Genomic DNA, 17,313 nt, shown 5'->3' with positions numbered 1-17,313 from the left:
GATTTTATGATGAAGCTCCACAGCCTTTGCAAAGGCTGTGGAGCTTTTTTGCTTAACTTTCCTAAATAGACTAAAAATATAGGCGTTAATAACCGATAACTACAGTACGGAACTTTTCTTGGGTCTTTGCGTCTAATTGTAACGGACATTGACAAACATTCACTCAAGAGGGAGAAGGAGGAAAGTTTATAGAATAGAGGACGATAGCTCTTCTGTGTGATATCAACGTTTGTCTATACAGTATGTTCATAAACTATTTTTATGAAGAATAAGTACCGGTCATCAGGGTGCTTATTCAAAAGCAATGCATATAAGGAGGAACCAGTGCGATGAGAAAGTGGAAACAAATGCTAAGCTTATTTTTATCAATTGCCTTGATTGTAACGTTGGCTCCGCTCCAACCGGCGAAGGCTGCGTCAATCTATTTCCAATTTACCGATTTTAGTACAGTAGAGGCAAGTCCGACCATTGTGAATACGAGCACTGTTGATTTAAGGGGTTCTTTCAGTGATGTATCGGCTAACTCGATTACCTTCAAAGTAGAGCGTCTTGTTAATGGGGCTGTAGTTGCTTCTTCTAATGGAGCACTCACTCCGTCAATTGTAGGCAACACCTTTTTGTTTGCAGGAGTACAGCTCTATGAGGGCTTGAATAAGATTACAGTAACAGGTATGAGTAGCAGTATTACAGGTAATGGAGGGACAGTAGAAGGCGTAAGTTACGTCAGCTATGGCAATGTTCCGGTTATCTCAAGCATCGCTCTTGCTGATGGGACTGTACTTCAGGAGGGACAACCTAAAATTGTCACGGCTGCCCGTCCTTCACTTCTTGTCAAAGCGGCTAATGCGACTGAAGTTTTAATTAACGGTACGGCTATGTTTAACGGTGGCGCAGGCACATTCGTTACTTCCGATTTGGAGTTGCAACTTGGCTTGAATAAGCTAACGATTGTTTCTCGTAATGGAGACAAAAGCTATACGTTGAATCGCGAATTGGTATATTTTAGAGCGAATACTCCAGCTGCTTATAATGTTTTTGCCAATACTACGCAGCTTGATGGGAATCCTATCATTTCACCAATTTCCAATCAAACGATTACTGGTAAAGTTCTATTCTCAACACCAGCTGCTGCAACCGCAGCTCCTACAATTACTTTGGAGCTTTTTGATGATACAGGAACCGTTGTAAGTACTCATGCAACTACAGTAACTGCAGGTACAACGAATACTGATTATACACAGTTTAACTTTACGTCAGATACTGTCTTAACAGCGGCGAATAGTGGTAAGTACCAATTGCGTGTTAAGAGCTCAGCATACAGCGGTCAGCAGGCTAACTTCCCGGTTAGTTTTACAGTGAGAACGGCTACTGCACCGTATATCACAGGACTTAAGCAAGTATATGATGCAGTTCCATCGGGGTCGACAGTAGGCTATACATCAAGTGGAATTTTCTCGAATAATGCTGCAGTAACACAGCTACCATTATATGTGGCTATTGATACATCTAATTTTAGTTTGGCGGGCGGTTCGACAACATTAACGGCGAAATTAAATGGCACAGCAATTTCAGGATCGTCTTTTAGCTCTACGGCATTTACCGGCCCGAACTCAGAGCGTGTTTATCGTATTGATAATATGCCTCAAGGGGAAATAGAATTAACATTTACCATTATTAAAGGTGCAGAGAAGGATACTGTTACCAGAACATTCAATTTCAATCCTATTTCCTCCATTCAAGTGACCAATACCTACAATGGCGCAGTGTATTATGGAAATGGTCTAGCTACCCTAAAAGGTAAGCTCTTGAATTTTAACTTAACGACTGATATTTCTTCTATTTCATTTAAATTGAACGGGTCAGACATAGCGCTTGATGCATCTATGTTTAGCGGGACAGAATTTACCATTCCATTAACAAACCCTGATACAAGTTCAAAGCTCGTATTTGGAAGCAATGAATTAGTATTAAGTGGGCGTGCTAATGGGGTTTTTGTTACAAATACGCTGCTTATATACCGATTCTCCGATCAACAGCCGGGAGTAACAAAGCTCATTCCTGTTCCTTATGCTATTGATCCTACGACGGATTCAACCAACAGTCGTTATCAAAGTGATATCGACAATAAGTTCATACCTGGCGATACAGCTGATACCTTTACAACTACCGAGAAAAAGGTGGATTTGCTCTTTACTGTTACGAAGCTGGCTAATTTGATTATTTCCGTAGATGGTCAGACATTTACAACGGCATCTGTAAATGGGAGCAATAATATCGTGTTCCCAGCACCTAACAACAACTTATATTTAGAGCCTGTAGGAACAGACTCAGCGAATAAACAATATCGACTGCGTCTCTATAATATCGCATTACCTGCAACAGGAGCTAAAAGCATTACGGTTACCTCGCAAGTAGGTACAGAAAGCGTAAGCCAGACTGTAACGATTACTAGAGAGCGTCCGACTTATGAAGTTTTATCGCCTAAACTTCCACAAGAGGCTGTTATTAATCAAAACTTTCTGAATGTAAGTATTCGCGCAGAAGGTGCTGACAGCATTGTAATCGGCAAAGCTGAGATGAATAAAAGTATTACGGATGATATCTTCCGTCATGAACTAACTGGTCTCAAAGCAGGAGTCAATAAAGTTAAATTTACGGTGCTTCGTGGAACCCAAAAAATAAATGGCGAATTTTCAGTAAACTATGCTGCTGATAATTCATCTGGAGCCCAGTACAAAACATCAATTACCAAAGCTGGTAAAGCATCGGCTTTCAAAGGCGAGTTGACGGTTAACTTCCCTAAAAATACATTCTTGCGCCCAGCCAACGTTAGCCCGGGACAAGATGTAACTACGATTGACATGTTTGATTCACAGCAAATTCTATTCTCCATCGCTGATCGTGCTGATGGTAGAACAACGAAGCTTTATAATGCTGTTGGAGAGTATACGACAGGTTCGGACCCTACAGCAAAAGATGGGACCTTTACAGCTATTGGCTATGATGACTATGGCGCAGCCGTTTTACGGCCTTCAGCACACTTTGGTTATGCTTCTAAGCTATTCTGGATTGATCCAGGCTATGTAGAAGGCTCGAAGGGCACGGATTATAATTTTGTGACAGGTCAACAACCTTATGCAACGGGCAACGTATTCCATACAAGACCGTTGACACGTTGGCTGGAAACCACTAATCAGGGTACTATTACGCTGAAATATGATTCAGGTATTATAAATACGGCGGCAAATACATTAAGTGTTTGGCGTTATTACAATGGTCAGTGGAGTAATGTAGGTGGCAAAGTGAATACAGGAAGCAAGACCATTACTGCACCAATCGATGGATTTGGTTATTATGTCGTAATGCAGTTACGTTATAGCTTTACAGATGTCATTGGACATTCTTATGCTCGAAACTCTATGGAGCTTATGTTTGCACGAGGTGTAATGGCTTCGACGAGCAGTAACGAATTCGGAGTTTATGATAATATTACCCGCGGTGAATTTGCCCAGCTTCTCGTGAAAATGTTCCAAATACCATTGGATTATAATCCAAACGATATGACCTTTGATGATGTAATCCCAGTGATTGGTATAAGCCGTTTATGGGATTATCGTTACATCGAAACTGCAGTGAGAAAAGGGATTATTCGAGGTAAAGGTCCTCGTCAGTTTCTTCCGAATGAAGCTCTGACAAGAGAGGAAGCGGCGGTTATGATTGCGCGTGCTGCTAATCTTCTCAAGGATGGCAAGGATGATCAAACAAAAGATAGAGCAACACTTCAAAAACAGTTTACAGATGCAAACTCTATTGATGGGTACGCTTTAAGCTCTGTTATTTCAGTAGTAAAAGCTAAGTATTTAGAAGGATTGCCTAATACTACTGCTGGCACAGCTAAACCAACATATCGTTTTGATCCTAAAGCTAATCTTAAACGGGGCGATGCTTCTATAATCGCAGAGCGTGTTATGAGAAAGAACAAGCTTCTGTAAAATCAGTTTAATTCGTACAGGTGAGGATTAGCCACTTGCTGATCCTCACCTGTTCATTAAAGAAATGAGTAAGATTATCCATGGAAAATCTTTTGCATCGACGTAAGGCAGGAAGCCAAGCTATACTGAAAAAGTAATAAAACATAGAAGTGCATTTAGAACCAGAGCGACCGTTTTCTTGAAGATCGCATGCAGTTGTTTCGAAGCTACATAGCGAGGGTAAAACTTTTTTGAAATTATTTTTAAGGTGAGCGCAACTTTTCTGAGACCTGTGCGTCTAATTAAGTGGTGTTACATCAATCGGCAAAAAAAATCCTTAGACTTGCCTAATATCAGAGTTAGTTGGAATGAATTCTCAACTTTCTCTTTACGATAAGGGTATGCCATTGTATAATGTTATAGTGGTATAAGGGTCTAGCAATTTTCTGCGTGTTTACGAGTTTCTGCGACATGTTATTACATAGGGTTAAACATGGCGACAGACATTATTTATACTAAATACTGCTCAACTCTGGGAAGGGGGTGACACACACATGAGGGAAACGAGCAATTCATTTTCTAAAGAAAACTCTCAACAACCGAAGCAATTTAGAGGAGGAGAAAAAAAGGTTATGAAGAAAAGTTTATTGGCATCCGTGCTATCTCTCTCCCTTGCTATGGCCGTAACAGTTCCAGCATTTGCTGCAACTCCAACTGACGTAGCAGGCGTGAAAGAACAAAGTGCAATTGAGGAGCTTGTAGCTCTTGGAATTATCAATGGTTATACTGACGGTACATTCAAACCAGGCAACAGCATTACTCGTGCTGAGCTTGCTAAAATTATCGTTATCGCAACAGGTAGCGAGAAAGCTGCTACTGCACTGCAAAACGTTAAATCGTCATTTAAAGACGTTAAAACAAACGAATGGTACACTGGTTACATCAACGTAGCAACTGGCAAAGGTTTGCTGCTTGGTGACAAAGGTACTAAAAACTTCCGCCCGAACGCTAACATCAAGTTCGAAGAAGTTGCTGCAATCGTGGTTCGTGCTCTTGGTTACCAAGATTCTAACCTGACTGGTTCGTGGCCTTATAACGTCACTTTGAAAGCTGAAGAAGTTGGCGTATTCAAAAAAGTTGATCTAGCTCTTGGTACTGCAGCAACACGTGGTGTTGTAGCACAACAAGTTAGCAACGCACTTGGTACTGATTTGGTTGAATGGAATGCAGATTCCAAACTTTATGGTAAAAACGGAAAGAAATTGATCTCCCGTCTGGGAACAACAACTGAAGAAGTTGTTACTTCTGCAGTTCTTGATGACAACGGTCGCCTTTCGTTGAACGGTCTTTCCAAAACTTTGGCGCCTAACTTCATCATCACTGGTGGAGTGAAATTGGTTGACCTGCTTGCTCACAATGTAACAGTTTTGGCTGATACTGATGGTCGCATTCGCGCTATTACCAGCAACCAAAATGAGAACAATGTAGTAACTGGTAAACTGAATGCTGATTTCAACAACGCTCTACAAGTTGAAGTTAAAAACGGTACTGCTGTTACTAAGTACAACACTGTAGGAAACTCGGTTTACTATTTCAACAGTGATTCTGTTGCTGGTAATGACTCGAACCTGAAAAAAGACGCTGATGTGTCTGTTTACCTGTTCGATAACAATTCCACTAACGTTAGCGCTGGTGTAGTTGGTAAAGTTCGCGCAGTAGTTGTATCCAAAGCTAACGGCGCTGACAAGTTGCTTGATTCTTACATCGCTGCAACTTCGACTGCTAAAGCTCGTATCCTTACACAAGATAACCTTTCTGTATCGCTTAACGACTCCACTTCTATCGTTCTGAACGGTGAAGCTAAAGCTGCAACTGACCTTGCTAAAAACGATGTTCTTGACATTGTTTATAACAAAGACAGAGTAGCAGTTAAAGTTGTTGCGACTCGTAATGTTGTTGAAGGTAAAGTTACTCTTGTAAGCACATCTGTTGATGGTACATTCGTGTACACTATCGATGGCAAAACTTACACAAGTGTAAAAGGTGCTAACCTTACTGGTTCGAAAGAAGTTACTAAAGATGGTTCTTTCAAACTGTTCTTGAACAAAGACGGTAAAGTTGCTGGTGCTGAATTGTTGAGCGGTGGAAGCTCCGATGCTAAATACGGTGTTATCCTGAACGCTGAAAACAAAGTGTCCCCATCGGGCGCATTTGGTGACAACAAAGACGTATTCAAATACTACTCGATTAAAGAAAACAAAACTGCTGAAGTAAGCTTGAATGAACTTACTTGGGTTGGCGGAACTGATGCTAACAAAGCTGTTCAAACTACAATCCGTTTGGGTGATGCTGTAGATGCTGCTCCATTTACTGGTGCTACAACTGCATTTAACAACACTGCAGCTGCATTCGTTACATGGACTTTGAAAAACTCCGATGCAAGCATCAATGGTATTAAAGAAATCACACCATTGTCTGAAGCATGGGAAGTTAAAGAGAAGAAAGATACTACTTTGAAAGTATCTAACGGAACTACAACAATCACTTACGAAATCAATGCTAACACTGTAGTTCTTGATGCTAACACTTACAACAAAGCAACTGCTGGTGATCGTAAAGTTGAAACTAGCACTCTTGCAAACCTTGCAGTGGGTAACAAAGTAACTATCGTACCTGATGGTACTTCTACTTTTGCTAAGTATGTCCTGATCACTAAAAAATCGGCTACTGATGCTAAAGAAACTAAGTACGGTTTGTTTGTTGGCGCTGCTAAAACTGGTGACGACTACTCGATCACTATCAACGTAAAAGGTACAGAGGAAACTCTTGCTTTGACTGGTACTGAAGGTGCTGCTATTTACAACTCGATCGTAACTAGCAAATCTGCTGGTAACTCGACTTACGAAAAAGACTCCAGAACTTTGGTTGAAGTTAAGGACTCTGTAATTGTTGGCGCTGCTGGTAACCTTGCAGAAGCTAGCACTTCTTACGACACAGTAAATGTGTATGCTGCTACAAATGCTCTACAAGAAGTAAATAACTCTGATTCGACTGTGAAAGTTAACGATAAAGTATACTACGTTAACAGCTCGACTGCAATCTATGTTTACGACGAAGCAAATAATACCCTTGTAACTGATGGTATCTTTGCTGATGTATCTGCTCACCTTGGTGAAGCAACTAACAAATACGGTATCGCTATCGTTGGCGATGCAAGCTATGGCAACTTCACACTTGCTAAAGCAATCGTAGTTGTTAAAAAGAAATAATATTTCTTTAACCCAAAGAAACCGATGAGATTTTCTCATCGGTTTCTTTTTTTGCGTTCACACTTGATTCATAAAAGTTTGTTATACTTAAAGTAGAAAAAAATGTTCTGAAGGGGTGAATTGCTCGGCATTACAGCGAAACTTTTTGTTGGGTATGAACGTCTATATAAAAAAAGATGTGGAGTGATATTTTAATGCAGACAGTTGTTTCTGGAAGCTCAAGATTGAAATGGCGTTTCTATGTAGCCATGTTGTTGGTTGCAGCATTGCTTTTTCCTTCATTACCAAGCAGTAGTGAGGCGGCCTCTAATGCGAGTAGCATTAAACCTGTGTACATAAACAGTAATTCATATGTAAAGCTGGATAGCGCGGATATCCTGTCTACTAGCAAAGGGAAAACAGCAAGCTTTACGATCACGCTTTATAATGGCGGAAGCAAAGCAATTAATCTTCAAGACTATTGGTTCCGTTTGGCTTCTACTAGTGGTACTAAATATACGTTGTATATGCTGGACAGCGATAAAACGAAAAAAACTGTTCAAGCCAATTCGAATGTTACTTTGACTTTTTATAGCGAGCTGCCATCAAGCATGACTTTGCCTAAACTCATTTTTAAAGTGGTGAAGTTTGATTTTAGTGTGGCCGGTTATGAGAAGACATTAGGACAATTTAAGTTTCCAGCAGACTATTCTACAGATGTTAAAGCAGGCGGCTACAGCTCTGTGAAGTTGAATAGTACTCCTGTAAATATTAGAATTAGCAAATCGACGATGTCGACGAGCACAGATAATAATACGGTTAATATTGAACTTGCAATGCGAAATACCAGCAGTTCGGAGCTTTCGATTGCCAATCTGCAATTTTTGGCTCAGTCCGCAGCTGGTGGAATGTACAAGATGAAAGTCACTTCGACTACCTCAGGTACAGCAGATGCTATCGTCTTGCGTCCGAAAATTCTTGAAACGATTAAATTAAGCATCACTCTTCCTAAATCTGTTTCTACAAAAGGGCAAAAGCTTGTTATTACACAAGGTATTAGCTCTGGAACTGGAGAAGGAGCATCTAGCTTATCCCTGCCTGTTTCTAAAATAGGGTATAATTTAAAAACAGCGAATACAGCAACATCAACTAGCTATGAATATATTAAAGATGATTACACTTATAAAATGAACGTTGCTTCTATTCAAAGAAATACTTGGGGCGGCGAAGACAGCCTGATCGGAAAGCTTGTTATTACAAATACAAGCTCCAAAACAGCTCCAATCCCAGCAATTGAGGGTTCATTGTATCTTGGGGATAAAGCGGCTGTGAAAACAACCATTATTCCATTTACGAACCCTGTAGCTATTCCAGCTAAGAGCTCTATAACGATCTATTATACGGGTACAGTTCCTACAACTACATCGTTAACTGATTTGAAGCTCAAGCTTTTTGAGAAGTCTGGTGAATCACAAACAGAATTGGCTGCATTGAAAACACCTGCGGCTATCGTACCAAAATCAATTGCAATCGGCAGTGAAAATAATGTTAATGATATTGGAGAAAACTTCACAGTAAATGTTATGAAAACACAATTGTTCGAAGGAAATTCTAACAATCTGTATACTGTATATATGGATGTTACGAATAAACAATCCCGCGCAATTGCAACTTCCAAGCTTGTCGGTTTTCTGAAAACAGCTGATGGAGACAAATACGATATTAAATTGTTAAAAACAAGCAATTTGATCAATCCGGGCAAGAAGGAACAAATTATTATTACTACAGAAGTGCCGAAGCAGCTTGATTTAACAGGCGCGTCGGTTGTGCTGGGTAGTGCTTTTAATGCCCAAGGTATTGTTAAAAAAGATGATGCTGAAATTTCAGGCTTTGTAAATCCAGTGAGCTATGCATTGCCACAGTATAGCCAGACGATAACATCCGAATTTAACAAGGTTCAAGTTGGTCCTTATACGATTAATATGGATAATATTATTACTTATTTGACTGATGACAAAATCGATGTTGATTTCTCTGGTCAAGTAACGAAGGATCTTAGCTATGAAGGCTTTAGCGCTAAGAAGTTCACTTTTGCTATCGAGGACCAATCTACTAATATTTCCATGATTAATGCTCCATTTGAACTCGAAGGTGCAGGTGGTACTGCAGGTCAATATGTTTGGAAAGTTGGCAACAACTATACGAACATTGTCCAAAGCGTCACAGATAAGCTAGTTGCCAAAACCATTCAGCTCAATATTTATGAGGAGATTAATGGTTACAAAACAAAGCTGGTATCCAAAAATATTAAGTGGTCGGCATACCTGAACTGGGCTGATCCAAAAAATAAGGAATTTTAATTTCATAATAGCTAATTAAAATATTGTAGTTAATTTTTTAAAAATCAGGTATCTTAATAAGATACCTGATTTTTTTTCTGAGAGGAGTAATAGAGTTGAAGAAAACGACAATGAAAGTGGCTATTGGTGCAGCACTCCTATTGGTAGGTTTCGGTATTGGTATTCTTAATCCGAAAGCGATCGAAGCAGATGGCGTATCAACAACTCCAGGCTCTATCGACGATCCTGTTATTACAAAAAGTTATTTAGATGAGCAGCTTGCTAAAGTATCTGATGGCAGCAGCAGCTCGGGGAATGGCTCTAGTGGCTCGTCGAACGCTTCCAGTGCTCAGGCTTCACTGCAAGTCGTTAGTGTACCTAGCGGCAAAGTGCTGCTTGGTGATGAAGGCACAGAGATTATTCTTCGTGTGGGTAAAGCAGTAGCCTACAGCTCAGATAGCAGTGGTATCGTGGATATAACGGATGGCAAGGACCTGGTTAAAGGGAAATCCGTTACTAACAATCACCTTTTGCTGATGCCTCGCTCAGGCAGGGGAGTTACGGCCGCGACAGGCTACACTAAATCGTTGACCGTATTGGTCCGAGGTGGATATAAACTGCAATCCGTTAACTGAGTTAGTATAATTTGTACAAGTTGACAATAGATTATACGCTTGAACAAATGCCTTGAGGTTAAAATAAGACCATGCTCCAATCATCCAACAGTGAGGTGTTCTTATAATGAGTCGTTCTAATAAAGTAGCCGTTCCATTAAGTAAAGCAGCACTGCAGCAAATGAAATATGAAATCGCTGAAGAATTTGGGCTTTACTCGTATGTTTCCGGGCCGTCCGGTGATGATACGGAGTTTGCGGGCGAGCTAGGATCAGTACCACAAACTACAGGCTCAGTGCACTGGTCACAGCTTTCAACAAGGCAAGCCGGTTCTGTTGGCGGAGAAATGACGAAACGCCTTGTAGCTCAAGCAGAGTCTGTTTTAAACGGTTATATTTAAAATATAGGAAAGGATATCTTTAGATATCCATTCTCTATATTTCTCGGACTGAAACGAGCCACGACGCCAGAGGACGGCGACAGCCGTTTTACCTTAACCTTTACCGAAAATTAAATCTTATCGGGATAGTATCCATTGACAGGAAGCGACATTTTCGGTAACATACTTTATTAGAGAGTTGTAAAACAACCTTTTCCCTAAGGAAAAGGTTCGTTTTTTGTTTATACGTTCTGAACTTATTTATACTAAAGCTGTAGGAGGTTGATACGGGTGTCAATTAAAGGTCGTCATTTATTTACATCAGAATCAGTAACGGAAGGTCATCCCGATAAGATTTGTGACCAAATTTCCGATGCAGTATTGGATGCATTCCTGGAGTCAGATCCTTATGCGCGTGTAGCGTGTGAAGTATCTGTAGCGACAGGACTTGTTCTCGTTATTGGTGAAATTAGCAGCCGTGCAGACTATGTCGATATCTCGGCTATCGCGCGTCGTACAATTAAAGAAATTGGGTACACTAGAGCTAAGTTTGGTTTCGATTCCAGCACTTGTGCGGTTCTGACTTCGCTTAATGAGCAGTCCGCTGATATTGCTCAAGGCGTGAATGCTGCACTGGAAACACGTGATGGCAAAGATATTCAACAAGAAAACGAAGATATTGGTGCTGGTGACCAAGGCCTGATGTTTGGTTTTGCTACTAACGAGACACCAGAGCTTATGCCTCTTCCGATCGCTCTATCGCACCGCATTGCGCGTCGTTTGTCTGAAGTGCGTAAAAACGGAACTCTCGAGTATCTTCGTCCAGACGGCAAAACTCAAGTTACAATTGAGTATGTCGATGGCAAGCCAGTACGTGTTGATGCAATCGTTGTATCTACACAGCATGCTGAAGAAATTGGCTTGGAGCAAATTCAAAGCGATATTCTTGAGCACGTTATTAAACCAGTTGTACCAGTTGAATGGCTGGACGCTGAAACAAAATATTACATTAACCCAACAGGCCGTTTCGTTATCGGCGGTCCTCAAGGTGATGCAGGTCTTACTGGCCGTAAAATCATCGTTGATACGTACGGTGGTTATGCACGTCATGGCGGCGGCGCATTCTCCGGTAAGGATCCTACAAAAGTTGACCGTTCTGCAGCGTATGCGGCTCGTTATGTAGCTAAAAACATCGTTGCAGCTGGCCTAGCTGATAAATGTGAAATTCAGCTTGCTTACGCGATTGGCGTGGCAAATCCGGTTTCTATCAGTGTAGACACATACGGAACAGGTAAAGTGGATGAAGAGAAGCTTGTTGAAGTTATCAGCAACAACTTCGACCTTCGCCCTGCTGGCATTATTAAAATGCTGGATCTTCGTCGCCCAATTTACCGTCAAACAGCTGCATATGGTCACTTTGGCCGTACAGATGTGGATCTTCCTTGGGAACGCGTTGACAAAGCGGATAAGTTGAAAGCAGATGCTTTGGTTTAATTAAAGTTTTAAAACCAAAGCCCTTTAGAAAAAAGTTGAGAACATCGGTTCTTAACTTTTCTGAAGGGCTTTTTTTATGCGAAATTGTTCGTGAAAAGAAATGGAGGAACTGGCTGGATTGATAGACAGATTCCTTCAAGACATATGAACTTCGCTCTTAATCAAGCTTATTTGGTAAGTGCAAGCTTTAATGGTAATAACCTTGTTGCTTGGGTGAAAACCAAAACAATCAACAATCAACAATTAAAGATTATTGAAGTAAGGAATACACAAAATGTACTCTTGTAGAACTATCAAATCCCTCAAGGTGTTTATGAGAATATAGATTATTTGCAATATTTTTATTGGGAAGGTAATGATTTGGTCGTTACAGGGTATAATCGTATTTATAGTAATGGGACTGCCAATTATATAACAATGTGATTTGATAATCTTCCTGCATTAAATCTGAATTAATAACTTTAGTTTGGGATATTGTTTGAATAAGAAATCTGTTTATATTAATTGACTCATATAAAAATAGCCTGCGAATAAGCATTTTCTCAATGGAGAATGCCATTCACAGGCTATTTTTAATGAGAAATGACGAATTATTCAAAATGGATGGAAATTATCCGGAAAACCTACATTTTTGGCGTTCAGAAGCCGACAAATAAGGTACGAGTGTAAATTTTTGGGGAGTGAATGAAATGAGTCGTTACAAAATTAGTATTCTTCTAGTATTCGTACTCTTGCTACAAATTGCATTGCCGCCAAGCAGCAGCCTTCTGACCAATGAAGTGCATGCGGCAGTCACCGGACCTGTTATTACAAGCAAATCACCAGCTAATACTTTTGGAAATGTCGGACTCGGTGCGCCTCTTTCCTTTACTTTTGATGAAAGTGTAATAAAAGGAACAGGTCCTGCTTCAATTACCATCTACAATTATTCGAATAATACTCGATTTGAGACGTTTAATGTTGCGACAAGCAATCGAGTTACCATTGATGCTACTGGAAGAACGGTTACGGTACAGCCTAGTACTTCTTTTGCCGTAGGCACCGAATATTATGTATTCATTGACCAAGGAGCATTTGTGAATGCATCCAATGGTGCGAATTTTAGCGGCATATCCAATGCTGCGGATTGGAACTTTAAAACCGTAAGTCAGGTTGACAGTACACCTCCAGATTTACGGTCGGCGGTGTCTCCTGCTCCTGAATCGGGTGGAGCGCTCATTACAACAACAATAACGCTACCATTTAATGAAAACGTATATACGACATATGGGGCGATTACGCTCGTGTCTGCTCCAAGCGCAACAGCTTATGACTCTAGAGAAATAGCGGTCAATTCCGCGCAGGTGGTAGGAAGTGGTACCTCCACTCTGACGATTAAGCCTTCTGAAGCGCTCTATCCGAATACGACGTATACGATTTCGATTCCTAGTCATGTTATTCAAGACAGCTCTGGAAATCGCTATGCAGGAACGACTTGGCGTTTTACAACCGCTCCTGCGCCAGTTAATGCAACGGGTTTAACCCCTGGAAATTCCGCTACTTCAGTGGGAGTTAGCAGTTCTTTTAACATTAGCTTTGATAAAAATGTGACAGCGAACGCTGGAAAATACATAAGCCTCGTACGCGTAAATGATAATTATGCGGATCGCTATCAGGCTACAGACACTTCTCGTGTGATCGTTAGCGGAAATACCGTTACCTTTACGCCTCCGAAGCTGCTGGCAAACACCCGCTATTATATTTTGATTGATGCAGGGGCCTTCACGGACAGTGCGACTGGGGACTGGTTCCAAGGTGTTTCCAATGCTGCTACGTGGAGCTTTACAACGAGCCCAGGCGACGAAACCGATCCGCCACGGATTCAGAGTACTTATCCTGCACATACAGCTGCAATTGGGACGCTTAACTCCAGCATTGAAATTAACTTTACAGAGCCGGTTTATCCGAGCGCAGGCAACATTGAAATTCGAAACTCGAACAATACAATTTTTGCCACTATTCCCGTAACTTCAAGCTATGTAACGGGTGGCGGAACGAGCAAAATTACGATTAACCCGAATAAGACCTTTATTAACAACTCGCAGTATTATGTGGTTATCGGCAGCAGTGCTTTCCGCGATGCCGCGGGGAACTATTTCACTGGACTTTTGGCGAACAGTTGGACGTTCAGGGTGACTCAAGATACCGTAAGACCAACGATTGAGTCGCAATATGCTGTTAATAATACACAAAATGTACTTACAGATGCGTACTTTGCCGCTATTTTCAGCGAGACGATTGTCAAAGGCACTGGAACGATTACGATTAGACCGGTTACACCAGCGCCTGGCGTAGTCGATATTCCAGCTAATTTCTACATTAATCCGGATAACAGCCGTCAGTTGGTCATCACGCTTCCAACAGGAACAACAATGGTACCGAACACGAATTATTATATCGAGATTAGTCCAACAGCAATCTACGATCTATCGGATAATGCGTTTCTAGGTATTCAGAACGCTTATCAGTGGGCTTTTAAAACAATAGGTATAGATACGACGCCTCCTGCGGTCAGCAAGATGGAGGTCAGGGGCTCCACTATCGTCATGACCTTTAACGAGGATCTTAAAGGAAGCTCTGTCCCTGCCTTAAGCAGTTTCTATGTTACTGTTAATGGCGAGCGGCGCGAATTGCTGTCGGCTGCTGTATCGGGAAGTACCGTTACTCTGACGTTAGCGGGAACGCTCGTTAATATTCAGACAGTCAAGCTGTCCTATTCTAAGCCTACGACGACAACTGGTGGCATACAGGATCTCGTTGGCAATCAGGCGCTAAGCATTGCGAATCAGGACGTAGCATTTGCCGTAGATGCAACAGCGCCAACGCTTTCCAGCGGAACGGCAACAGGCAGTGTTGTGACGCTCACGTTCAATAAAGCGCTGGCTTCCGTCAATAATTTGGCGTATCAGCAATTCCGCGTCAATATCGGTGGTGCGTCCTATACACCGACGGCTATTAGTATCAATGGCTCGGTTGTCACGATGAGTGTAAATGCGACGATTGCCAATCAGTCCGTTTACGTGTCTTACACACCAGGCAGCTATCCGCTTAAAAGTATGGACGGAGCCAATGTGGCCGCTTTTAGCAGCTATTACATTACGAATACGGTTGATGTAACGGCTCCAACCCTGCAAGGCGTATATGCAAATGGAAGCATCATTACGCTGAGCTACAATGAGTCGCTGAGCACGGGGGCAATTCCACCTGTTAGCAGCTATACAGTTAGCGTGAATGGGAGTCTCCGTTCGATCGTGCAGATTTCTGTGTCAGGAAGTCAAGTACTGCTTACACTAAGCTCGGCCATTAGCTCAAGCGATACGATCTATGTATCGTATAATATGTCTTCACCTAGAGTAGTGGATCTGGCTGGGAACGCGGCAGCAAGCTTCTCTACACAAAGAGCATCTATGGGAACCGCAAACAGCTCGCTGTCTTCAGCAGTCATTAAAGGAAACTCCCTTGTGCTTACATTCGGAGAAACGATGAATAGCTCCTATGTACCTTATACAACGCAGTTTTCAATTCTGGCAGGCAGCGCAACTGCGACAGTATCCGGTGTATCCATTAGCGGTTCAACCGTTACGCTGACGCTCGCAACGGCGATTGCTTCGACCAGTACAGTAACCTTTAGCTATTATGCTTCAGGAACGACGCTTCGTACTTCATCGGGCAAAATCATTGAGAACATAATAAGCCAATCGGTAACGAACAGTTCGTCAATCATTGATTTGATTCCGGGAGAGTTTACCCAATCGTCCGATGGCGGGGTTCTAATGACGAGCGGTGCTTTTACAAAGACGTCTTATCAGACCGCTTCAGGAAGATCGTCAGTGAAATATTCTATCTCAGCCGACAAGCTTGCTCCTGCCTATCAAGCGGCAAGAACGGCTAATCTTACGAAATCGCGAATTATAGTAGAAATTCCGAATTCGGAAAATGCGGCTGTTGTAGCTGTGCCACTGTCCACACTGCTGAATGCAAGCTCTATTAATATGAATCCGTTTTTTGTTGTAAAATATAATGGCACCTCATATGAAATTCCGCTGGGTGCCTTGAACTATTCCAAGCTTACTAGCAGCGTGGGCTCCACGGGTGAACTGCTTATTGAGATCGAGCTTGGTACGACATCACTCACAACAGCGCTGACGAATAGGCTGAATCTATCAACAATTTCGCTATTATCAGGAATTGTACATTTTCAGCTCTATGCTGTTAGTGGTACAATGAAAAGCGAGATTACAGAGCTTAACGGCTATGCGACTTTAAGCGTGGATACATCCTTGGCTGTGACGAGGAAAAATACGGCAATCGTACGGGTTGACCCAGTTGCGGGTGCATTGACCTATGTACCGACGATGTTTTCTACGTTGAGCGGCAAGACGGTTGCTACCTTTAGAAGCAAAAGCATCGGCGCCTTTGCATTAGTTAGCAATTCCGTCAGCCTTGTTGATATTAGCAGCCATTGGGCTGGCCCAACTGCGCAGTCGCTTGCCAACAAAAACATTGTTGCAGCGCGCACAGGCAACCAGTTCGTTCCAGACAGGCCGATTACCCGCGGTGAGTTCGCTACGTATATTGCGAAGGGATTAGGGCTTTCAGGCAACCAGGCAGCGGCTGCCAAATATTCGGACGTTAATGTAGGCAGCGAGCTTGCAGCTTATATTGGAGCGGCCTCCGAAGCAGGCATTGTGCTTGGCTATACGGACGGAACGTTCAAAGCAGATAAATATATTCAACGCCAGGAGATGTCGGCAATGATGACGCGCGCAGCAAGTGCAGCTGGCGCCACCATTCAACTTCCATCTTCAGCCTCTACGTATTTGCAGCCATTTACTGATCGCAACAGCATCAGCTCATGGGCGCGTACGGATGCGGCAAAAGCGATTTATACCGGCGTAATCGGCGGTAAAACTACAAAAACCTTTAGTCCTTTGACGAATGCAACCCGGGCAGAAGCAGTCGTCATGATCAAGCGCTTGTTAGAGCATATTCAATTTTTAAACACGTAGTAAATTGGTACCAGCCCCGGGACACCTTGTATAAAGGTTGTACGGGGCTTTTTTTAATAAGCATTTACAAATTTGGGGTTACATTCATTTGAGAGAGGACTGATGCCGCAGCGACAGGCGCTCACAGCAAGAGGCAGGATCAGAGACGAACGCTGTTGCCATACGACAAAATTCGCAAAAATCGGAAGATTAGCGGAACTTTTTGCACCTCTTTATAGTC

Annotated in this window: 7 protein-coding genes; all 7 read left to right on the top strand. The window is 42.1% G+C overall.

Translation table 11 applies throughout. The annotated features are described in order from the left end of the window. Positions 1-329 precede the first annotated feature (329 nt). The 7 genes from MHB80_RS27440 to MHB80_RS27410 all read left to right on the top strand — a co-directional run bounded on the left by MHB80_RS27440 (position 330) and on the right by MHB80_RS27410 (position 17,093). A complete protein-coding gene (locus MHB80_RS27440; protein WP_341279890.1) occupies positions 330-3,992 on the top strand; it encodes an S-layer homology domain-containing protein in 3,663 nt (1,220 codons plus the stop codon). Positions 3,993-4,525: 533 nt separating this feature from the next. Next, positions 4,526-7,240, top strand: a complete 2,715-nt coding sequence (locus MHB80_RS27435; RefSeq protein ID WP_341279889.1) for an S-layer homology domain-containing protein — start codon at positions 4,526-4,528, stop codon at positions 7,238-7,240. Positions 7,241-7,434: 194 nt separating this feature from the next. Continuing rightward, on the top strand, positions 7,435-9,579 hold the full coding sequence (locus tag MHB80_RS27430) for a hypothetical protein (protein WP_341279888.1): 2,145 nt from the start codon (positions 7,435-7,437) through the stop codon (positions 9,577-9,579). A gap of 95 nt (positions 9,580-9,674) precedes the next feature. Next, the gene (locus MHB80_RS27425; protein WP_341279887.1) at positions 9,675-10,193 is read left to right on the top strand and encodes a hypothetical protein; all 519 of its coding nucleotides are present in this window, start codon (positions 9,675-9,677) and stop codon (positions 10,191-10,193) included. Between the two features lie 106 nt (positions 10,194-10,299). Beyond that, entirely contained in the window at positions 10,300-10,572 is a 273-nt protein-coding gene (locus tag MHB80_RS27420; RefSeq protein ID WP_341279886.1) for an alpha/beta-type small acid-soluble spore protein, read from the top strand. A gap of 270 nt (positions 10,573-10,842) precedes the next feature. After that, positions 10,843-12,045, top strand: coding sequence for a methionine adenosyltransferase (metK, locus tag MHB80_RS27415; protein WP_341279885.1), 1,203 nt, complete (start codon positions 10,843-10,845; stop codon positions 12,043-12,045). A 689-nt stretch (positions 12,046-12,734) separates the two neighbouring features. Continuing rightward, complete coding sequence (locus MHB80_RS27410) at positions 12,735-17,093, top strand: Ig-like domain-containing protein (RefSeq protein ID WP_341279884.1); 4,359 nt, start codon at positions 12,735-12,737, stop codon at positions 17,091-17,093. Positions 17,094-17,313 lie beyond the last annotated feature (220 nt).

The organism is Paenibacillus sp. FSL H8-0537 (assembly GCF_038051995.1).
Classification (GTDB): Bacteria; Bacillota; Bacilli; order Paenibacillales; family Paenibacillaceae; genus Pristimantibacillus.
The sequence above is the reverse complement of the archived record's forward strand: the minus strand, read 5'-3'. Positions and strand labels throughout refer to the sequence as shown.